The following is a 20,423-nucleotide window of genomic DNA, read 5'->3' as shown; positions in this document are numbered from 1 at the left end:
AAATCCTTGAAGGAGAAAAAAATAGAAAAAGAAGAAAAGAAAGTAGCTCGCGCCCGCAAGCAGGAGTAATCTGAACCGCGGATTCGGCGGATTTTTCGGATTGCACGGATTTTGTGGACGATTATCGTACATCGTTAAGACAAAGAAGGCCACTCATTCGAGTGGCCTTCTTTGTTGCTTTTTATTTCTGTAGTAGAAGTTCTCTAGTAGAAGTAGTTCGTGCCAACTACAAAATCCGTGGAATCCCAAAAATCCGCCGAATCCGTGGTTCAGACAGGCCTACAAGGTATAATACGGCTCCTTCTCTTTGTCGTGGTGGCGGATGTACCCGTGCAGCACCAGTTTAATAAGCGTCTGAAAGGCCCGGCGCTTGCCAAAGTTTACCAACTTCATAAACTGCGCCAGTGTAATGCGCGGGTGGGTTTTCAGGTAATCGAGCACGGCCAGCTCTTGCTTGTTGAGTGGAAGCTTTTCGAAGCGGGACTCGGGTTGCTGGCGTTCCAGTAGTTTCTCGGTGAGGCCGCTGGTTTGCACGCTGGCGTCGCGCACGCGCACGTAGCCGCGCCAGTCGTCGGGGGCTACCTGGGCGCGGTGGGGTTTGTTGCGGCTTTCGGGCACGGTCACTATCAGCACCGTGCGGCCTTCTTCCTCCAACTCCTCGAAACGGAGGGAGGTGAGCGGCGGCTCGATGTAGTGCTGGGCAGCTTCGCGGAGCACGAATAGCTCCTCCTCGGCGTCGCGCACACCAATCACGCGGCCGGCATCGTCGACGCCCACCAGCACCAGTCCGCCGCGGGTATTGGCCAGCGAAACCAGGGTGCGCGAGATTCGGTGCGGGTGGGTGGTCTTCTGTTTGAATTCCAACTCCTCGCCTTCGCCGCGGGCAATCAGCTCAAATAAATCCATGGCGCAGTATACGGCAGCCAATAAAAAATGCCGCCCCCGATAATCAGGGGCGGCATTTTCAGCAATTGATTTCGGTGGGCGAAACGCCCAACCGGAGAGCTGCCTTAGAAAGGCAGGTCGTTGTCGTCGTCGCTGGCGATGGGAGCGGCGGGCTGGGCACGCAGCGTGGGGTTCTGGTTCTGAGCAGCGGGGCGGGGAGCCGCTTGCTGCTGCTGGCCACCACCGTAGCCACCGGCATTGCCACCTGCCGAGGCGGGCTCAATCTTCCAGGCTTCCAGGTTGGTAAAGTACAGCATCTGACCGTTTTTGTTGAAGCCACGGCCGCGCAGGTTGAAAGTAACCTTCACCTCGTCGCCCATTTTGAAGGGGTCGATGAGGCTGGTTTTGTCCTGGACCATCTGGAACTTAATATGCTCGGGATACTGGCCGTCCTGGACCTCGAGCACGAACTCACGCTTGCGGAATTTCTCGCTTACCTGCTGTTCGTCAAATATTTCGTGCAGCCGGCCGGTTACGTCGTATGCCATAAAAGTAAGGTGTTTGGGGATTAGAAAACTTGAGGGTCAAACCTACGAAAAAAAACACGAGCCGGCCACTGCCCGTTCCCGCCAGCTACCTTTGAAGCCATAATTCTCAACATTTTTCTTCCTTCATGTTCGCTCTCGCAATCCACGGAGGGGCCGGCACCATTGCCCGCGCTTCGCTTAATCCCGCCGACGAAATGCGCTACCGCGCCGCCCTCGAAGCCGCCCTTAACACCGGTTACGACCTGCTCCGCGACGGTGCCTCGGCCTTCGATTGTGTGGAAGCCGCCGTACGCAGCCTCGAAGATTGTCCCTTGTTCAACGCTGGCCGCGGTGCGGTGTTTACCCACGAGGGCCACCACGAGATGGACGCCGCTATTATGGCCGGGCACACCCGCCTGGCCGGGGCCGTGGCCGGGGTGCGGCAGGTGCAAAATCCCATCCGCGCCGCCCGCCTCGTGATGGAGAAAACCGAGCACGTGCTGCTAGCCTACCCCGGCGCCGACGAGCTGGCCCGCGAGCACGGCCTGCCGCTGCAGCCCGCCGAATATTTTTTCACCCAGCACCGCCACGACCAACTGCAGGAAGCCCTGCGCGAAGGCCGCATGCGCCTCGACCACAGCCAGGCCCAGGATACCGATACAGCCGCGCCCCTCGATGAGCCCGAAATGTTCTCGGAAGTGCCCGTTACTGCCGACCCCAACTGGAAAAAGGGAACCGTGGGCGCCGTAGCCCGCGACGTGCATGGGCACCTAGCCGCCGCCACCAGCACCGGCGGCATGACCAACAAGCGTTACGCCCGCATCGGCGACACGCCCATCATCGGGGCCGGCACCTGGGCCGATACGCGCTGCGCCATCAGCTGCACCGGGCACGGCGAATACTTCATTCGCGCCGTGGCCGCCTATGACGTCGCGTGTTTGATGGAGTATAAAAACCTTTCCTTAGAAGAAGCCTGCCGGATTGTGGTGCACGACAAGCTGGCCCCCGATGGCGGCGAAGGCGGCCTGATTGGTATCGACGCGGCGGGAAATGTGACCTTGCCTTTCAATTCGGAGGGGATGTACCGGGGGAGCCGCTCTGAGGGAGGCGAGGCGATGGTGGCTATTTACAAGTTCTCTTGAGGGATACCTTTTTTGGTTGAGTTCTTAAAAAAGAACGTTCAGTCGGGTGTGGCGTCGCCTGCCGCGGGACCTCACCCCCGGCCCCTCTCCCGCGGAGAGGGGAGCCACGGCACAAGCACGAAGTAGCTTATCACGCAGAAAGCCTCACTGCAAACTGCAGTGAGGCTTTCTGTTTAATCGTCAGGCTCCCCTCTCTTTTGGAGAGGGGCCGGGGGTGAGGTTCCACACGCAAGGTTTCGCTTAGCATAACCGAGCTATTTGCTGCTACCAAACGTGGTGCACCAGCGGCTTGATTTTGCGGTCGTAAATCTCCCGCACCTTTTGCATCTGCTCAGCCGAAAGGGCCGGCAGTTCGGCCGCTTGCAGGTTCGAGAGAATCTGCTCGGGGCTGGAGGCTCCCGGAATCACGCAGCTCACTTCGTCGAACATCAACACCCACCGCAAGGCCAAGGCCGCCAATTGGGGCTGTTCAGGAAAAGCAGCTTTCAGTTCTTCTACTGCTTCAAGGCCCGTGGCGTAGTCTACGCCCGAGAAGGTTTCGCCTTTGTCAAACGCTTCGCCGTTGCGGTTGAAGTTGCGGTGGTCGTCGGCCGAAAAGCTGGTTTGGGCCGAGAACTTGCCCGTCAGCAGGCCGCTGGCCAGGGGCACGCGCACTATCAGGCCGATGTCGCGGCGGGCGGCTTCTTTGAAAAGCAATTCCGGCGGACGCTGGCGGAACATATTAAATATGAGTTGCACGGTGGTTACGTTGGGAAATTCAATGGCCTTCAGGCCTTCTTCCACTTTCTCGACGCTGACGCCCAGGTGCAGGATTTTGCCTTCCTCGCGCAGCTGGTCAAATAGCTCGAATATCTCGGGGCGGTAATAGACATCTGTGGGCGGGCAGTGCAGCTGCACCAGGTCGAGGGTTTCGAGCTGCATGTTGCGCAGGCTGTCTTCCACAAATTGGCGAAGGGCTGCCGGCTGGTAGGCATCGGCTACGTGGGGCTGCAGGCGGCGGCCACATTTAGTGGCCACGTAGATGCGCTCGGACCGGGAACGGACGAGCCGGCCCACGGCCTTTTCGCTCTCGCCGTCGCCGTACACATCGGCGGTGTCGATGAAGTTGATGCCGGCATCGGCCGCGGCGTTCAGGATTTGGTCGGCATTGGCGTGGCTGAAGGGCTCGCCCCATTTGCCGCCCACCTGCCATGTGCCCAGGCTAATTTCAGAAACAGAAAATCCGGTTTTACCCAGCTTGCGGTAGTTCATAAAAAACGGAGCTATATAATAAGGAGTGGAATGACGGGCATCGTGCCCCCGGCCCAGGGATACTGAGCGTGAAAGTAGCGTACGCATGCCGTGACTTAGGGTCGCAAAAAAGCCCACTTACCGAAGAAATAAGTGGGCTTGCGCAGCAATACCAGGTGGTGCTTCTGCTTACTTGGATTAGTAGCTATGCCACCGTGGAGCGAACGGCCGCCTCGTGAGAAAGGGCGTGCGCGGCTTGCGCTTCTTTGCTCACGTAGAATTTCCGGGCTTGCATGTCGTACACGTTGCCCTTGGCCAGCACGTGCATGGTCACGTTCTCAACGGAAAGCACCGTTCCTTTTTTGGCAGCGGCGGCGTTATTGTGCTGGATGGTGTGGCCATCCATGATAATAACCAGGTTCGAGCCGATGGTTTCTACCAAGTTGCCCTGGGTGATGAGCACGCCGGTGTCTTCGCCCAAGCCAATGCCGATAAGTTTGGGGTGCAGCGCTACCGACTCGATGAGGCGGCCAAAGCGGCCGCGCTTGACAAAGTGCGAATCGATAACGGCGGCTGGCAACAAGCTCAAACCAACCCCAATTTTAACCGCGCCCTTCAGCAGCGCATCGGGCACCGAGCCTCCCCGAATCATAATGTGCGACATAGCCATGGCCCCGGCGCTGGTGCCGGCAATCACGAAGTGAGGCTCGGCGTAGTAGCGCTGGGTCATGCGGTCGAGAAAATCCGACTCGCCAAACATTTCGCGTAGCCGCGACTGGTTGCCTCCCGAGAACATGAGGACGTCGGCGGCCATGAGGCGCTCCAAGTATTCGGGCTGGCGGGCGTCTTCGGGTGTGCGGATGTCCATGATGCCCACATTGTGGCAATTGAGCATGGCGAAGGACCCCGTATAGATAGGACCAACTTCTGCCGGAATCATGGATGCCGTGGTGATGACTTCGATGCGCGGGTCGGCTTTGCCCGTTTCAAGCACGATGCGCTTGAGAATGCCCAACTCAAAAAAGTTGAGGTAGTACTTGCGGCGGGTGCGGGGGTTGGGGTAGGTGCCTTTGTCTTCGTTGCCGCCAACGGCGATGAGCTTGCCAAGAGGGATGATGCTTTTCAACGGATATCTATTGTTACTGAGAAATTCTTTTCAAAGGTCGCCGCAGCGACCAACGGAGCCATGCCCCGCACAAAGTTCGGGCCGGACGGCCGGTTGTGCCTCACACCACCAACGCATCGAGCGTACCCGTGGCCACGGAGTGGTAATTGGGCCGCGCTTCTGCGTAAATTTTTCGAGCCCGGGCCGGTCCGTCGGGCGTGGCCAGCAAGGCCCGATACAGCGGCACCAGAAATTTCCGTCGGCCCACGTGCCGCAAGAAATTTTCGAGTGCTTCGTCGGCCGCCGCATATCCGGCTAGCAAGGTATGCGGAAACCAGGCGGTGAGAATTTCGGCGTTGCCCGAAGTGGTGAATTCAAACGCGGCGTCAAGCTGGGCGAGCTCCCCGGCCGAGAGCGTGGGCGGCAGGCCGTGCAGGAAGTGCACCCACTCGTGGCTGCTCCATTCGGAAGTGCCGGGCTGGAGCTCGGCGGGGGAGGTTCCGCTTTGCAGCTGGGCCAGCGCTTGGTCCACGGCTGCGAAGCGGTGCGAGGCAATGGCCGGGGCATTGGCGGGTAGGCCGGGGCCGTCGACCCAGTCGCTCAGCTGCAGGCGCCCTTCGAGCCCGGGCTCCTTGTTGAGCAGTTCGGTGCGGAGGTAGTCGAGGAAGGTGGCCGTGTCCATGGCCTGAAAACTGAACCGGGCGAAGTACTCCTTAATGAAGGTGTCGAGACGGGGCCGACCGACGAGCGCTTCAAGTGCCAGTAGGAGGGAGCAGCCTTTCTCGTAAGTAATTTCAGTCAAGCCCTCGTCGGGGTCGCGGCCGGCTAGCTGCAGGCGCAAGTGGGTGTCGGGGCTGCCCGCTCCGATTTCGGCAATGGTGTGGTGCAAGGCATCGCGCCCGAGTACCTGCAGCATGTCGGCGTACTCGCGACCATACAAATGTTCCATGATGCGCCGCTCGAAATACACCGTGAATCCCTCGTTTAGCCAGAAATCATTCCACGTTCCATTTGTAACGAGGTTGCCCGACCAGGAGTGAGCCAGCTCGTGGGCAATCAAACTGGTCAGGCTTCGGTCACCAGCTAGAATGGTTGGAGTTACAAATGTTAATCGTGGGTTTTCCATTCCACCAAAGGGAAAGCTGGGGGGCAGCACTAGCAAGTCGTACTGTTCCCATCGGTACGGACCATAGAGCTGCTCGGCGGCGGCCACCATTTTTTCCAGGTCGGCAAACTCGTGGGTAGCCGTGGGCAGTGTGGCCGGCTCGGCGTAGATGCCGGTGCGGTGGCTGAGCTGGGCGAACTCCAGGTCGCCCACTGCCAGCGCCATCAGGTAGGCCGGGATGGGCTGGGTCATCCGGAAGTGGTACGCGCCGGAGTCATTTCGCTGCTGCGGGTTTTCGGCGCTCATCAGGGCCAGCAGGTGAGGGGGGACGCGCACGCTGGCCTCGTAGGTAAAGCGGATGCCCGGGGAGTCCTGACAGGGCAGCCAGGTGCGCGCCAGGATGGCTTGCGACTGCGTGAAGAGGAAGGGCTGGGTACCGGCCGTCTGGGCCGGTGCCAGCCACTGCAGCGCGGCCGCGGTGGGAGCGGTGCGGTAGTGAATGCGTAGGGCCGTGGTGTCGAGCGCCAGCGCCACGTGCAGGGCCTGCCCCAGCGTGGCGCTGGCGGCGCCCAAGAAGAAGTCGGCAGGCGTTGGGTGGCCGGCCGCGTCCAGGCGCTCCACGGCCTCGATGGTGAGGTCCCTGGTATCGAATACCACCTCGCTGCCAGCCTCGGGGTTTGCCAGCTGCCAGGTGGCGCTGCCGGCCAGGGTGTGGTGGTCGAAGTCAACGGTAAGGGCGAGGGCCAGGTGTTGCACTCGCACCGGGCTGCCACTGGCGGCGCTGTGCGGGTCGGCGGGGAGGGCGACCGAAGGAGAGGGAGGAGTCATAGGCAGAGACAACAAAAAATTGTGGGATTCAGAGAGCTTGAAAAAAATAATCGATGCAGGTCTTGTCAGACCGGCGGGCGGGTAGTCAGCCACACGTTGCCGAGGCCCCAGCGTCCGCAACCACTTAGTTATTTGGGTCTCAACAGCGGAAAAGGCGTAGGACGGTGGCTGTATTGAAGAGCCGCAGCCTAGGAAACAGCCGCCAACACCGGTAGTTGGCCGGGTAAGGGTACGAACGTTGGCACGATTAAGGCCGTTATGAAAGACAAGCTCTGCCTTGTGGTTGCGTACTTTGCATCAGGACTGCCCCCGGGCGGCCGGCGCAACCCCGCTTCCCGCATGGCAGTACAATGCCCGGCTTGCGGGAAACACCCCAGGCCCTTGTCCTTACTTGCTTTGCTTTCTTCGATGTCTTTTCTGATTCGTTTTACTTCTTTGCTGTGGGTGCTACTTCTGGTAGCGCTTGGCAGTGCCACGCTCCAGTCCTGCGGGTCTGACCAAGGCTCCGGGACTGGTAAGAGTGGCGGCGGGCTGTTCTCTTCGGATGCCGGTCCTCAGCCGCGCCTCGACAGCACGTACATCATCAACACCCTGCGGGCCGACCCAAACTTCAAGCCCCAGCTGCTTGCGGCACGGCGCTTTTACCGAGACCGCAACTACCAGTTGGCTTGGTTTAAAAACCATAACCCCGTACCGCAGGTCCAAACTTTGCAAGAAATTATTGCTAAAGCAAACGATGAAGGGTTGGACCCTAAAGACTACCAGACTAAGGACTTTAAGAAGCTATTTGATGACTTGGAAGCGGCTCGGTCCGATACCGCACGGCGCAATGCGCTCGAACGCCAGATTGACGTAGCCCTCACGGGTACCTACATGAAGTGGGGCTCTGATTTCTATCGGGGCATCGCGAACCCGCGCGATTCCAAGAACACCGCGTGGCAGGTAAAGCCCAATAAGATTAAGCTTCACAAGGCCTTGTTGACCTTCTTGGGAGAGCGTAAAAGCCGGTATAACTACTACGAATTTGCGCCCCTTCATCCCGAATACGCCAACCTGCGCAAGGCCCTTGCGGCCTATCGTGAGCAGGAGCGCGCCGGTGGCTGGCCGGTGCTGCCCGCTAATCTAAAGCTGCGCCCGGGGCAGTCATCGCCCGCCGTGGCGGCCTTGCGGCAGCGCCTGCTGGGCGGGGCTGGCAGCCCGGGCAGTGAGCAGCCCGCCACCCCGCCCACGGCCATGCCCGTGTCGCTACGAGACAGTGCCGGCCGTGGTGCGGCTGCCCCTGCGCCCGTCGATGAGCTGTATGGCCCCGAACTGGTAGAAGCCGTTAAAGCCTTCCAGAGCGACGCTGGCCTCAAGCCGGACGGCATCATCAGCGGCGAGACGTTGGCGGCCCTGAACGTGCCCATTGGTACCCGCATCGACCAGATTATTCTCAACATGGAACGGTGGCGCTGGCTCCCCAAGCGCTTCGAGCCAAACTACCTGCTGGTGAATATTCCGGAGTATACCCTGCACGTAGTGGAGGAAAACAAGGAGGTTTTCTCGATGCCAGTCATCGTTGGCAAAGCGCTAAACGAGACTCCCGTGTTCAGCGATAAGGTGGAATATGTGGTGCTGGCGCCCTACTGGAACGTGCCGTTTAGCATCATCGAAAACGAACTTCGCGACAAGCTGGTGGCCAACCCCGACTACCTCGACCGGCTCGATATGGAGGTGGTAAAAGGGTGGGGCGCCAAGGCCAAACCAGTAGACCCCTCCTCGATTGACTGGGCTGGCGTGACGAAGGAGAACTTCAAATACACCCTGCGCCGCCGGCCGGGCCCCAAGAATGACCTGGGCGACGTGAAGTTTATCTTCCCTAACTCCAACGATATTTACCTCCACGACACGCCCCACGACGAGCTGTTTTCCCAAACCAATCGGAGTTTTAGCCACGGCTGCGTGCGGGTGAAAGAACCCATTAAATTGGCTACTTACCTACTCCGCAACAAGCCCGGCTGGGACCAGCAAACCATCCTCGACACCATCTCCCGGCGCCGTGAAAAGTACATTACCCTTAAGGAGAAACTACCCGTTTACCTGGTGTACTTCACCGCGTGGGCCGATGCCGATGGGCACCCCCGCTTCCGGAAAGACATCTACAGCCACGACAAAGCGCTAGCTCGCGAATACTTCAATTAAGATTCTACGCGTAAAACCTGAGGCCACTTCCTGTTTAGTCGCCGGCCCTACCAGAAGAAATTTTGACATATTAGAGCCCGGCAACTTCGCAGTTGCCGGGCTCTTTTTTAATGTCATAATGATAACGGCACAAGCAATAACTACACTAAACAGATTGATTACAATTATAAACGGTGCGTAGGGCATATCCATAGTTGCTTACAAGTAGCTTACAAATGTGATGAACAAATGTAATGTAAAGATTTTAACTATTGCAAGTATTCGTAAATAAATTTTTGTAAATATTTTTTGCCCTCGAAAAATAAACGGTACATTTGTAATTCAATATATTTGTAATGGTCGAGCGTATTCGGACGCTGCTAGAAGTCCGGCAACTTACTCCTACTCAGTTTGCCGATGCCATTGGCATCGCTCGGCCCATCGTAAGCCATATTTTGTCGGGCCGTAACAAGCCCAGTTTGGAGGTAGTGCAGCGCATTTTGGCCGCCATGCCGGACTTATCAATGCCCTGGCTGCTCAACGGTACTGGGCCCATGCTGGCCGGTGCCGCGCAAGCGGTTGAGCCAGTGGTTTCGCCCTCGGCTCTCCCTATACCAATAAAGGAAGCAGAGGCCGAAGAAGTGCCAGCGCCCAACCCGCTGCCAGCTGCTCCAAGTGTACCAGATGCCCCCGCAATTGCCGCTCAGGGCCGTCGCCGTTCCACGCCGCCTGCTGCAGTGGCCCCACCGGCTAAGGTTCCGGCGGCCCCGCCAAGGCCGGCACTAAAGCGCTTTGCCCCGACAACGCCAAAACCGGCGGGTGCCCAGGCCGTTGCGCCCCCGGAGGTCAGCACTTCACCCGTTCCGGAGCCCGTTCCGCAGCCCGTAGCGGCGGCGGCCGAGCCCCCGGCTCCAGCAGTGGTTCAGCCAGTAGAGCCGGTGCCTCCTCCAGCGCCGGTTTCACCGGCACCTGTAGTGCCTACAATAGCAGATGGCAGCGCCACTGCCGCGGCTCTATTTGCCCGGGCCGAAAAACCCATTCGGCGAATTGTGATATTTTATCGCGATGGGTCTTTTGCGGATTATCAGCCCGAGTAGCAAGTCGGGAGCAGAGAAGCTTTGTAATTAACGGGGACCGGCCCCTCTTTGCTGTGCCCAACCCAAGGGTGGCCCAGGCCGGTGCGAGCTTCTGACTCCTTCGCTCTCACCCGTTAAGTAAGCTTGGGCTAAGCTGGCACGCTGGTCCCTCACGGGCAAAAGCTCCACCAAAGCAGGCCTCCAATTCAAAAACTGTGTGCTACGAAAAAGGTCATGCTAAACATGCGGCTAGCCAAATGCAGGCATCTTCCCAGAGGGAGCATAGCTACATTGTTTGTTATTATAGTGCAGTTTGTCAGCTTGCCATCCTATGTATGTCTGGCAAGCTGAAATGGCTAAAAAAACGAGCTTATACATAGTTTCATAATATTGTTTTTATTTAAGTCTTACTAACTTTTGTGGTTGGAAGTAGCCTCATTATATTTGAGGGTTTATCGTATCCATAAATTACTGTCAATCATTAATATAATAAAGACTAACGTAAGTGATGAGTGAATGATAAATGGACCCTTCTTCAGGGGGTTTTGCTTACATATTTTCAGTGCATTCGCTAATGATGTTGTCGCTGCTGGCAGAGGGCACAAGTAGCCATGACACTGACAGGTGCTAATGAAATAAGCCAAGCAAGAGACGGGTTAAGTTCTACTGGCTTATAAGCTGTGAAACGGAGTATGCTAAGTTGTTGAGCGGGGCAAACGCAGCTAAAACGGGGACTGAAGCGTAAGTCGACAGAGAAAATGGCCGAGTTATTTTGCTTGACAATGCTACGGGTTTGGGACTCTTTGGAGGAGATAAGCCAGCGGGTCTGAAAGACGAAGGGATGATAAGATGCTGTTTACAATTGACAATTGTAAACAGTTGTTTGGCCCGCATGGCTGCTTAGGTCGGAGTGCTTTTCGATTACAACCCTGAGTAGTGCAACCCGGTGATTACAACTCCGAGGCTTGGTCCGGCAGGTTGGTTGTTCAATTGGCGGCGGGAGGTTACCTTCGCGGTATGAAACTGCTCCGCACTAATCTCTGGTTGGCCGCTGCCGCGGCATTGTTCCTTACCGCCTCCTGCACCCAGGCTCCCAACGCTGAGGAGGACCCGTCTGCTGACGCTGCTTACAAACGCGCTAACCGCCCTGAAGGGTACCGCGAGGCACAGCGCTCCAACGTAACCCGTCAATAGTTGTGTGATGGCCGGCCGATTTGCCTGAACCGGGGCTGTCTGCTTGTTGCTAGAAATAAAGAAAGCCCCCGCCAAAATCTGGCGGGGGCTTTCTTTATTAAAAACTCTTCCGGTGTGCAGCGGGCTACCAGTCGCTACGCACCACTAGTGAGCTACCGGGCAACGGAGGTGCCTGCAAAAACAGGAATGGGCACGGGCTCGTTGTTGAAGCTGGGCAGGGTGATGCCGGCCAGCAGGTCCTGCTCCAGTAAGTCGGCCCAGGTGCGGAGGTAAAGCACCACGTCGTCGCGCTGGTTGTGGCGCAGGGCGTCGCGGCGCTCGAAGGGAATAGCCGCCCGGATGGTGGGGTCGGAGATGCGCTCGAGGTGAGAGAGGTCGGCACGGGTGAAACCCAGCGCTATCATCTCGTCGATGGTTTGGTCGATGGGTAGGCCGCTGGTGGGGCAGTAGTCGATAAGCTGCCGCTCCCAGTCGCCGTAGCGCTGCATGGCGCGGGCGTGAATTTCGGCCTTGGTCAGGCGCGTGACGGTTTGGGCGAGGTGGCCGCAGTTGCAGCTACCCATGTGGCCCCACTGGTAGGGCGCTTGGGTGGCGAGGCGCTGGGCCGTGTCGCGCAGGGCTTGGATAACGGGGAGCGTGGACTGAGCCATGGATTAGAATGGGGTAAAGTATTCGCGGGTAAGCACGTAATCTGCCTTAAAAAGCAAAACGACCCGAAAAAGGTTTTCCGGGTCGTTTATCAATTACGCTAAAAAAGCTCTTTAGAAAGAGCTACGGCGCGGGCCACCCGAATCGGGGCGGGAAGGCCGACGGGCGCCGTCGCGACGACCACCACCGGTGCCGCCGCTGCTAGCGCCGCTGCCACCAGTATTAACCCGGGCGCCACCGCTCCCGAAGCGACGGTTGGTATCGGAGCTGCCAGTGCCCGCGCCGGCAGGAGCCGGGGCACGGTGGCTGCTGCCGTTGCTGCCCCCGGAGCGGCCACTGCTTTGGCCACCGCCAGAACGGCCGCCACCGTTACCGCCTTCGCGTGGGCCGGAGCGGGCCGGACGACCAGCCGGACCCTTGGGCCGGATGATGCGCTCGTTGCCGTGCAGCATCACGGGCTTGATGCGGCCCGATACGAAGGGATGCTCGGCTTCAACGTCAATCTGACGGCTGATGAGCTTCTGAATGTCCTGCAGGTAGGCGCGCTCCTCGTCTTCCACGAAGGAAAAAGCGGTGCCAAACGCGCCAGCTCGGCCAGTGCGGCCAATGCGGTGCACGTAGGTTTCGGGCTCGTTCGGGATTTCGTAGTTGATAACGTGGGTCAGCTCGTCGACGTCGATGCCGCGAGCGGCAATGTCGGTGGCGACCAGCACGCGGGTGCTGCCAGCTTTAAAGTTCGACAGTGCCCGCTGGCGGTGATTCTGCGACTTGTTGCCGTGAATGGCTTCGGCCGGAATCTGGTTTGCGGCCAGTGCCTTCACCACTTTATCGGCGCCGTGCTTGGTACGGGTGAACACGAGGACGCGCTTAATGCCTTTGTCCTGCAGGATGTGGCGGAGCAGGGCGGGCTTGTCGTTGTTTTCAACCAGAAACACCGATTGGGTAACGGTGTCGGCGGTACTGCTGACGGGCGTTACGGCCACGCGCACCGGGTTGGGGCGCAGGATGGTGCTGGCCAACTCCTGAATCTGGCCGGGCATGGTGGCCGAGAAGAACAAGGTCTGGCGCTTGGTGGGCAGCTTGGGCAGGATGCGCTTGATATCGTTGATGAAGCCCATGTCGAGCATGCGGTCGGCTTCGTCGAGCACGAACACTTCGATTTGGCGCAGGTCCACGAAGCCCTGGTTCATGAGGTCGAGCAGGCGGCCGGGAGTGGCGATGAGTACTTCTACGCCGCGCTTGAGCTGCGCCACCTGCGAACCCTGGCTTACGCCGCCGAAGATTACGGTGTGGCGAATCTGGCTCAGGTGGCGGCCGTAGGCGCCGAAGCTTTCGTTGATTTGAATAGCCAGCTCGCGGGTAGGCGTGAGCACGAGGCAGCGAATGGCGCGCGGGGCGTGGTTCGAAACTTGGGCCGTGCGGTGCAATACCTGGAGGATGGGCACGGTGAAGGCCGCCGTTTTGCCGGTGCCGGTTTGGGCCACGCCGAGGAGGTCTTTGCCTTCGAGAACGTGGGGAATGGCTTGCTCCTGGATGGGAGTGGGGGTGGTGTATCCTTCCTCTTTAAGGGCTTTGAGGATGGGGTCAATCAGATTTAAATCGTCAAACGTCATGTGTGTTGTTTGGTACGGGGTACTTTGTTATGGTGCTGGCGGACAGTGGTCCGGGCAAGTAGTGGGGTGAGCCTATGGTATTAGCATAGGCTGGCATGGCCACGCCGGACTGCGCCAGGCGTGGGCGGGGCTGACGGCTCGTCGGAGGCCATCATTTTCCCTGAAGAAGAGAAGTTGGAGTGAGGTGCGCTTACTTGCGGAGGCAGCCGAGGCGCGGGGCTTGCCCGGCGCGGCCGGGCGGCGGGCTGCTCCGACGGCGGCCCTGGGTTTTGCAAAGATACGACATATGTAGGCGTCCGGCACGCGAACAGTAGCGGGGGCAGTAGCGCGGACTTTGCAGTCCGCGTCTGCAGCGGATACCCGAACCAGCCACGAACGGCGCGGGGACGCGGACTGCAAAGTCCGCGCTACTGCCCTAACATTGTGGAGTCCATCTCACGGCGTTACAGCAGTAAGTGAATTCTAACCCCATAATGCCGGCAGCAAACCGCCCTACTACCATCTTATTCGACTTAGATGACACCCTGTTCGACCATACGGCGACGGCCCGCGCGGCGCTTCTTGCCACGGCTGGCCCGCTGAACTTCTTTCAGGGAGTCGATTTCGAAGGATTCTATCAGCTTTATAGCGACTTGCTCGAAGAATATCATCGGCAGGCACTGGCGGGGCTGTGCACGTTTGATGAAGCACGGCACCTGCGGTACGAAAGGCTGCTGGCGCCGTATTGGCCAGCAGCCACGGCCGATGAATTTGCGGAGTTTGTGCGGGTCAACCAAGCCAACTACCCGCTGCTCCGCCAACCAGTGGCCGGCGCACTGGCCCTGCTACAGGCGTTGAAACCTAATTACCGCATCGGAGTGGTGACCAATAACCGCACGGCGGAGCAGGTAGAAAAGCTGGAGTTCCTGCAAATGACTGACTTGGTCGATGCGCTCATCACATCGGAAGATGTAGGAGTGGCTAAGCCCAACCCGCGCATCTTTCAGGCGGCGCTGGAGCGGCTGGCGGCGCGGCCTGAAGAAACGGTGCTGGTGGGCGACAATTGGCATGCCGATGTGCTGGGGGCCTTGGCGGTGGGTATCCGGCCACTGTGGCTGAATAGGATAGGTGCGGTTAAGGCGTTGGCGCATGTGGAGGAAATTACCAGTTTGGAGCCCTTGGGGGATGTGCTGCGCGTTATTGCTAATGAATAATTGCCCGTTGCATTAGCCCAGCCCGGGGAACCTCACCCCCGGCCCCTCTCCAAAAAAGAGGGGAGCCACGGTGGCGGAGATGTAGCGCGGACTTTTAGTCCGCGTAAAATTTACCGGCACTCGTAAAGCTCGCGGACTAAAAGTCCGCGCTACTAATCGTCAGTCTCCCCTCTCCGCGGGACAGGGGTTGGGGGTGAGGTTCCCGGAACTGGGCTGACGCTTGGGCTACTTTTGCGTGAGAAATAAGCTTCGGTATCTCCCCAGCCCAGCCCGGAAGCCAACCATCCACTTATTCCCACAGTAAGCAATGGTCAAACAGCCGCAGAGTTCTATTAACATCTGTTTTTTCAAAACGAGTACCAATTCCTCATCTCTTCCCACCATGCAAATCATCGAGCGCAGCCGCGTTTTCAACGGCCATTATAAAGTCAACCAACTAATTGTGCAGGATGGCGACAAGCAGCTCAAGCGCGAGCAGTTTGCGCCAGGTAAGGCCGTGGCCGCGCTGGTGTATGACACAGCCCGGCAGGTGTACGTTCTCACCCGGCAGTTTCGCATCGGGCCCGAAGCGGAAATCCTGGAAATAGCCGCCGGCATGATAGACGGCGACGAAGCCCCCGAAACCGCCGTGCGCCGCGAGATTCACGAGGAACTGGGCTACGAGGTCGACAAACTGGAAAAAATTGTGGACATGTGGCCTTCACCGGGCACCAGCTCCGAACTTATCACCGTGTACTACGCCGAGGTAAGCGACAAAACCGGCGAGGGCGGCGGGCTGGCCGAGGAGAACGAGAATATCGAGATGGTAGAGCTCAGCTGGAAGGCGCTAGTTTCTGAGCCGCTTCAGGATGCGAAGACGGTGCTGGCGGTGCAGTGGGTGCGGCTGCGTAAGTAGTAGCTCAATAAATTCTTGGATACGCTAGGGGCGCCACGACACCATCGTCTCAGCGTGAAGCAGCAGCGCCTCCGCCAGAGGGCTCACCGGCAAATCCACCATGCGGACACCATACCGGACTTCGTCTCCCGTTTTCACTTCGCGGCTGCCGATGCTGATGACCCGGCGCAGGCGTTCGGCATTGGACCAGTCGCGCAGGGCCACGGCATTGCCGAAGGCGAAAGCGGTGGCGGGGATGCCGTAGCCCAGTAGCAGGGGGCCGCTGTCGACATCGCCGGGGGTGATGGCGAAGCTGCCGGGCCGTTCCTTATACAACTGCACCACGCCCAGGTTGGTGCTGAAGTGTTCTTTGTAGAGGCGGTATTGCTCGGCAGCGTAAGCGGGGTTGAAGCGGTAGAGGAAATAGATGCTCCAGCCGAGCATGGAACCGCGGGGTTCCTCGGCGTCGTGCTGGGAAGTGCGGGGGCGGGATACGAGCAAGCCCGAACTCGCATCGGTGAGGTGCTGGCGGGCGTAGGCAACCCACTGGGTGCAATACTGGCGGTAGGGGCTGCCGGTGAGCTGGCTGTGTAAGCCCAGCGAGGCCAGTGCGACGGTGTTGTCGGGAATCCAGGTTAGGCCGGGGTACGATTCCAGGCAGTGGGAAGGACTGCGGAGGTAGCGCCCGTGCAGAATGCGGGAAAGTGTGTCGTGCAGACCGGCGTAGTGCGAAGCGGGATTGAGCAGGCGGTGACAGCCAAACATCAAATTAAGATGGCCCAGGTAGAGCACAGAGCTCGCAGTGTCGAGGCGAGACGGGGGCGAGCTGGCTGTGCGTGAAAAGGCGCTGATGTCATTGGTCAGGACTTTTTGAATGGCCAACTCGGTGTACTGCGCAGCCTCGCGCCGGAAGGAGGAGTCTTGCTCTGCCATGTTGGTGAAGGCGTACACCGCGAACGACAGAGAGAACAGCGCCCACTCGGGGTTTAGCTCGCTCAGCTTCGCGAGGTCGGACGAATCGGTTAAGGATGTGCTGATTATCCGTTTTAGGTAGTTGGCTTTGCGGCGCAGCTCCGGTTGGGCGGGGTAGTGATAGGTGGGCGAGCTGAACATTACCCATAATGCCCCTAACACCAGCATAAATAGGAGAGCCACTCTGCGTTTCATGCTGCTTATATGGTTGCGGGTGGCGGGTTATTGTATAAATCGTGTTGGGGCTGCCCAGGTTGTTGGCGCTCAGAAGCCCTAGGTGCCGAACCGTGCCATGCAGCGGTGCGTTGAAGTGTAAAAAAGGTTTTCTACATTTGCATAAGTACAAAAAATAAGGGGCCGGGCACGTGGCCCAACCCCTTACCACTACTTGAGGTAGTGACCGAGCAGCAGGAGGATAACATCCTTGGCCACTCCGCTCACAAACCCCAGCAGAATTGGTTTCCACCAATCGTGCAGTAGTTGTTTCGCACGTTCCCGTTTCATCTTCGACAGAAGTTAGGGTATACGTTCCACCCACTTCTTGAAGCCCCGGTTGTTCCACCAGCCGGGGCTTCGCTTTTTACAAGCGACGCTTTGGCGGGAGACTACCGTGCGATATACCAAAGATAATAACTAAACCCAATAGCATTAACAAGGGCCACCATATTTACTAAATTAATTAGTAAATATGGTGGCCCTTGTTGTCAAGTTGCTATCAGTAAGCTCGCTGCAGTTTGAATTTAAGTGGTTATTGAGCCACAGGCAGCGCTAAGATGTAGTCAAATGTCTGGTACAGCTTGGCGTCGCGGATGCTCACGTTCAATTCCTGGGCGTCCATTTTGGGGAAGGGGATGGCGCGCTGGGCCTGGTAGAGGTCGCGGCCGAAGAAGCGGCCGGTGCCGGGCGCCAGGGTTTGGGCGAATACTTCCTTGCCGTCTTTGGCGGTCACGGTGAGGGTGAGGTTGGACAGTTCGGTGTTTTGGGGGCCCTGGCGGTGAATGGTGACCACCAAAGTGCCGCCGGGCGGAATGGCGGCAAGGCGGCGCTGGTAGGTGGTATCGGCCCAGTCCTTGAGCTTGCGCAGGGCTTCGACTTCGGTGAGCATGTCATTATAGGAACGGTAGCCGACGCGGGTGAAAGAACCGTCGACCTCCTGGTCTTCGTCGGTGTTTTTGGTTACGTTCTTCACGTAGGGCGACACGGCGTCTTTTTGGGCAAACGTGTAGCGGGGCCGGCCTTTGGCAGCCTTGCCGGTGGGCTGGGCCATGGCAGTGCCCGCCAGTACACTCAGGACGCCAACGGCGAGAAGATTACGAACCAGACGAGGAAAAGTGGGCATAGGTGAGATTGAACTAAAGAGGTAAATGGAAATGTAAGTCGGTCTATTAATTAATAAGCCTACAAAGAAACTACCTACCGCCTGAAACAAGGCGGAAAAGACCCGAAAACTTAGAAATTATATACTTAGGCCCCGAGTCTTTATATAAGCGTAATGCGAACGTAACCAACAGGACACGGCAGCGGCCGAATTTTGGGAACAGGATAAAACCATCATTCACCTATCGAATTGCCATGTATTTTCCCGCGTTGGTTTCGGGGCTACGTCGCCTGGGGCGTTGGCTCGTGTACGAACTGTTTCAGCTGGCGCTGTGGGTTGCGTTTGGGCTGCACACCTTGGTCAGCTTGCGCTCGGCGTTTGGGGGCGGGGGCGAGTTGGGCGCCGCGCGGCGGCCGGGCCCGGCTATTCGGCCGCGCCGGTCGGCGGGGCCTTCGCGCGGGGCGCGGTTCTCACACCCGGCCGCGGCATGAGCAAAAATCATTTCGCATTGCCCGAAACAGATAATATGGCCCCAGAGCGGGTCCCAAAGCTAAAAATTCCCCGCAAGCGCCGCGTGCAGGTGGCCGTGATTAGCGACGTGCACTTGGGCACCTACGGCTGCCACGCCAAGGAACTGCTGCGCTACCTCAAGAGCATTCGGCCGCAGGTGCTGGTGCTCAACGGAGACATCGTGGACATCTGGCAATTCAGCAAAAACTACTGGCCGCCGGCCCACATGCGGGTGGTGCGCTACCTGGCCGGCCTGGCTGCCAAGGGCACCAAAATCCATTACCTGACCGGCAACCACGACGAGCTGCTGCGCAAGTTTGCGGGCCTGCGGCTGGGGCAGTTTCGGCTCGACAACAAGCTGGTGCTCGACCTGCCCCACGGCCGCACCTGGCTGTTTCACGGCGATGTATTTGACGTGACCATGCGGCACTCGCGCTGGCTGGCCAAACTGGGCGGGCACGGCTACGACTTGCTAATTCTTATCAACCGGTCGGTGAATTATCTGCTTGACAAGCTGGGCCGGCCCCGTGTGGCGCTGTCCAAGCTGGTGAAGGAGCGGGTGAAAAGCGCCGTGGCCGCCGTGAGCAACTTCGAGGAAACCGCCGCCACCATTGCCGCCGACGAAGGCTACCGCTACGTGGCCTGCGGGCACATTCACCAACCCGAAATCAAAACCCTGAGCACGGAGAAAGGCGACGTCATTTACCTGAACTCCGGCGACTGGGTCGAGAACCTGACCGCTCTGGAGTACACGCTCGAAGCTGGTTGGCAACTGTATTACTACAACGACGACCCGCGCATGCTGCAAACCCCCGAAGCCGAAGCCGCCGATGCAGCTGAGGAGCTGGCCGACGCCAATCCGGCCGCTTTGCTGGAAGGGCTGCTGGCCGAATTCAAGATTAGATAAGCTGGTCATTGTGCGCACAATGACGTAGAACGAGTTTCCCCGAATCAATGCCCCGAATACTTTACGCCATCCAAGGCACCGGCAACGGCCACCTTACCCGCGCCCTCGACGTGGTGCCGCTGCTGCAGGCCCGCTGCAGCCAGCTCGATATTCTGGTGAGCGGCCCGCCCGCCGACCTGCCGCTGCCCTTCGAGGTGAGGTACCGTGCCCAGGGCATGGGCTTTTTGTTTGGCAAAAAGGGCGGCATCAACTTCGTTAAAACCTTTTGGCAGTTCAACTCAGCCAAGTTTGTGAGTGAAATACGGCACCTGGCCGTGGAGAGCTACGACTTGGTCATCAGCGACTTTGAGCCGGTATCGAGTTGGGCCTGCAAGCTGCGCGAGGTGCCCTGCGTGGCCCTCAGCCACCAGAGCGCCGTGCTGCACGCCAGCGCGCCCCGGCCAGATGAGGAAGACCCAGCCGGCCGGGCGGTGCTAAAGCACTATGCGCCCAGCACGGCGCAGTATGGGTTTCACTTTCAAGCGTATGCGCCCGGCATTTTCACGCCCGTTATTCGGCAGCAGGTGCGAGAGTTGAGCCCGGTGAATGAGGGGCACTACACGGTGTATTTGCCAGCGTTTGAGGAGGAGATTCTGGTGGAGCGGCTGCAGCATCTGAGTCGCCGCGTGCAATGGGAAGTGTTCAGCAAGCACAGCAAAGACGCCGCTACTTACGGCAACGTGAAGGTGTGGCCCGTGAATGGTCCGGCGTTTCTTGACAGCATGAGCCGCTCGGCGGGTGTGCTGTGCGGCGCAGGTTTTGAGACCCCGGCCGAAGCCTTGCACCTCGGCAAGAAGCTGCTGGTGATGCCCATGAAGCAGCAGTACGAGCAGCAGTGCAACGCCGCGGCATTGGAGAAGATGGGCGTACCGGTTATCAAGAGTCTGAAAGACAAAAACCTGGATAAAGTCGACCAGTGGCTGCACCACGACGGCACAGTGGCAGTGGACTACCAGGACCAGACCGCCGCCGTAATTGACCAGCTGCTGCGGGAGCAATTGCAGCGGAAGAAGGTTGTTAAAGCTCGGGCCCGGTAAGCCTACCTCCTGTCATGCTGAGCTTGCGAAGCATCTTATCGCCGCTGCACAATTCGTTTG

Annotated in this window: 18 protein-coding genes; 9 read left to right on the top strand and 9 right to left on the bottom strand. The window is 58.7% G+C overall.

Translation table 11 applies throughout. The features are described 5' to 3' along the window. Nucleotides 1-279: 279 nt before the first annotated feature. Nucleotides 280-906 carry an AlbA family DNA-binding domain-containing protein gene (locus tag BMZ66_RS04835; protein WP_092669545.1) on the bottom strand — a complete coding sequence of 209 codons (627 nt, stop codon included), beginning with the start codon at nucleotides 904-906 and terminating at the stop codon, nucleotides 280-282. A gap of 104 nt (nucleotides 907-1,010) precedes the next feature. Next, a complete protein-coding gene (locus BMZ66_RS04830) occupies nucleotides 1,011-1,433 on the bottom strand; it encodes a DUF3127 domain-containing protein (protein WP_092669543.1) in 423 nt (140 codons plus the stop codon). 125 nt (nucleotides 1,434-1,558) lie between these two features. On the opposite strand from BMZ66_RS04830, the gene BMZ66_RS04825 reads away from it, so the two are divergent. Next, nucleotides 1,559-2,554 (top strand): isoaspartyl peptidase/L-asparaginase family protein, encoded by a 996-nt coding sequence (locus BMZ66_RS04825; RefSeq protein WP_092669541.1) that lies wholly within the window; start codon nucleotides 1,559-1,561, stop codon nucleotides 2,552-2,554. Nucleotides 2,555-2,818: 264 nt separating this feature from the next. Here BMZ66_RS04825 and BMZ66_RS04820 read toward each other — a convergent pair whose 3' ends face one another. From BMZ66_RS04820 to BMZ66_RS04810, 3 genes are all read right to left on the bottom strand, one after another. After that, a complete protein-coding gene (locus BMZ66_RS04820) occupies nucleotides 2,819-3,805 on the bottom strand; it encodes an aldo/keto reductase (RefSeq protein ID WP_092669539.1) in 987 nt (328 codons plus the stop codon). 184 nt (nucleotides 3,806-3,989) lie between these two features. After that, complete coding sequence (locus BMZ66_RS04815; protein WP_092669531.1) at nucleotides 3,990-4,910, bottom strand: cyanophycinase; 921 nt, start codon at nucleotides 4,908-4,910, stop codon at nucleotides 3,990-3,992. Nucleotides 4,911-5,010: 100 nt separating this feature from the next. After that, entirely contained in the window at nucleotides 5,011-6,822 is a 1,812-nt protein-coding gene (locus BMZ66_RS04810; RefSeq protein ID WP_092669491.1) for a M1 family metallopeptidase, read from the bottom strand. A 408-nt stretch (nucleotides 6,823-7,230) separates the two neighbouring features. On the opposite strand from BMZ66_RS04810, the gene BMZ66_RS04805 reads away from it, so the two are divergent. The 3 genes from BMZ66_RS04805 to BMZ66_RS25485 all read left to right on the top strand — a co-directional run bounded on the left by BMZ66_RS04805 (nucleotide 7,231) and on the right by BMZ66_RS25485 (nucleotide 11,252). Then, nucleotides 7,231-9,003, top strand: a complete 1,773-nt coding sequence (locus tag BMZ66_RS04805; RefSeq protein WP_092669488.1) for a L,D-transpeptidase family protein — start codon at nucleotides 7,231-7,233, stop codon at nucleotides 9,001-9,003. Between the two features lie 335 nt (nucleotides 9,004-9,338). Further along, on the top strand, nucleotides 9,339-10,079 hold the full coding sequence (locus tag BMZ66_RS04800; RefSeq protein ID WP_092669487.1) for a helix-turn-helix domain-containing protein: 741 nt from the start codon (nucleotides 9,339-9,341) through the stop codon (nucleotides 10,077-10,079). Between the two features lie 996 nt (nucleotides 10,080-11,075). Continuing rightward, nucleotides 11,076-11,252, top strand: coding sequence for a hypothetical protein (locus tag BMZ66_RS25485; protein ID WP_177204597.1), 177 nt, complete (start codon nucleotides 11,076-11,078; stop codon nucleotides 11,250-11,252). Between the two features lie 152 nt (nucleotides 11,253-11,404). On the opposite strand, the gene BMZ66_RS04795 is transcribed toward BMZ66_RS25485, so the two are convergent. Together BMZ66_RS04795 and BMZ66_RS04790 are read right to left on the bottom strand one after the other, a co-directional pair. Further along, nucleotides 11,405-11,902 carry a hypothetical protein gene (locus BMZ66_RS04795; protein ID WP_092669486.1) on the bottom strand — a complete coding sequence of 166 codons (498 nt, stop codon included), beginning with the start codon at nucleotides 11,900-11,902 and terminating at the stop codon, nucleotides 11,405-11,407. A gap of 111 nt (nucleotides 11,903-12,013) precedes the next feature. Further along, a complete protein-coding gene (locus BMZ66_RS04790) occupies nucleotides 12,014-13,513 on the bottom strand; it encodes a DEAD/DEAH box helicase (protein ID WP_092669485.1) in 1,500 nt (499 codons plus the stop codon). A gap of 473 nt (nucleotides 13,514-13,986) precedes the next feature. Here BMZ66_RS04790 and BMZ66_RS04785 point away from each other — a divergent pair, with 473 nt between their 5' ends. Together BMZ66_RS04785 and BMZ66_RS04780 are read left to right on the top strand one after the other, a co-directional pair. Then, nucleotides 13,987-14,706, top strand: coding sequence for an HAD family hydrolase (locus BMZ66_RS04785; RefSeq protein ID WP_092669484.1), 720 nt, complete (start codon nucleotides 13,987-13,989; stop codon nucleotides 14,704-14,706). 382 nt (nucleotides 14,707-15,088) lie between these two features. Then, nucleotides 15,089-15,601 carry an NUDIX domain-containing protein gene (locus BMZ66_RS04780; RefSeq protein ID WP_177204596.1) on the top strand — a complete coding sequence of 171 codons (513 nt, stop codon included), beginning with the start codon at nucleotides 15,089-15,091 and terminating at the stop codon, nucleotides 15,599-15,601. 24 nt (nucleotides 15,602-15,625) lie between these two features. Here BMZ66_RS04780 and BMZ66_RS04775 read toward each other — a convergent pair whose 3' ends face one another. Both BMZ66_RS04775 and BMZ66_RS04770 read right to left on the bottom strand, forming a co-directional pair. Further along, complete coding sequence (locus BMZ66_RS04775) at nucleotides 15,626-16,747, bottom strand: hypothetical protein (RefSeq protein ID WP_143080056.1); 1,122 nt, start codon at nucleotides 16,745-16,747, stop codon at nucleotides 15,626-15,628. A 553-nt stretch (nucleotides 16,748-17,300) separates the two neighbouring features. Beyond that, complete coding sequence (locus BMZ66_RS04770) at nucleotides 17,301-17,891, bottom strand: hypothetical protein (protein ID WP_143080055.1); 591 nt, start codon at nucleotides 17,889-17,891, stop codon at nucleotides 17,301-17,303. 233 nt (nucleotides 17,892-18,124) lie between these two features. Here BMZ66_RS04770 and BMZ66_RS25035 point away from each other — a divergent pair, with 233 nt between their 5' ends. From BMZ66_RS25035 to BMZ66_RS04755, 3 genes are read left to right on the top strand one after another with little or no spacing between them, the layout of a single operon-like run. Continuing rightward, entirely contained in the window at nucleotides 18,125-18,361 is a 237-nt protein-coding gene (locus BMZ66_RS25035; protein ID WP_143080054.1) for a hypothetical protein, read from the top strand. Next, complete coding sequence (locus BMZ66_RS04760) at nucleotides 18,358-19,287, top strand: UDP-2,3-diacylglucosamine diphosphatase (protein ID WP_234794975.1); 930 nt, start codon at nucleotides 18,358-18,360, stop codon at nucleotides 19,285-19,287. Before BMZ66_RS25035 ends, BMZ66_RS04760 begins: the two co-directional genes overlap by 4 nt. A gap of 47 nt (nucleotides 19,288-19,334) precedes the next feature. Then, nucleotides 19,335-20,363 (top strand): glycosyltransferase family protein, encoded by a 1,029-nt coding sequence (locus BMZ66_RS04755; RefSeq protein WP_092669474.1) that lies wholly within the window; start codon nucleotides 19,335-19,337, stop codon nucleotides 20,361-20,363. The last annotated feature ends 60 nt before the right edge of the window (nucleotides 20,364-20,423 follow it).

The organism is Hymenobacter arizonensis, from assembly GCF_900115775.1.
Classification (GTDB): domain Bacteria; phylum Bacteroidota; class Bacteroidia; order Cytophagales; family Hymenobacteraceae; genus Hymenobacter; species Hymenobacter arizonensis.
This window is presented reverse-complemented; position numbering and strand designations above follow the sequence as displayed.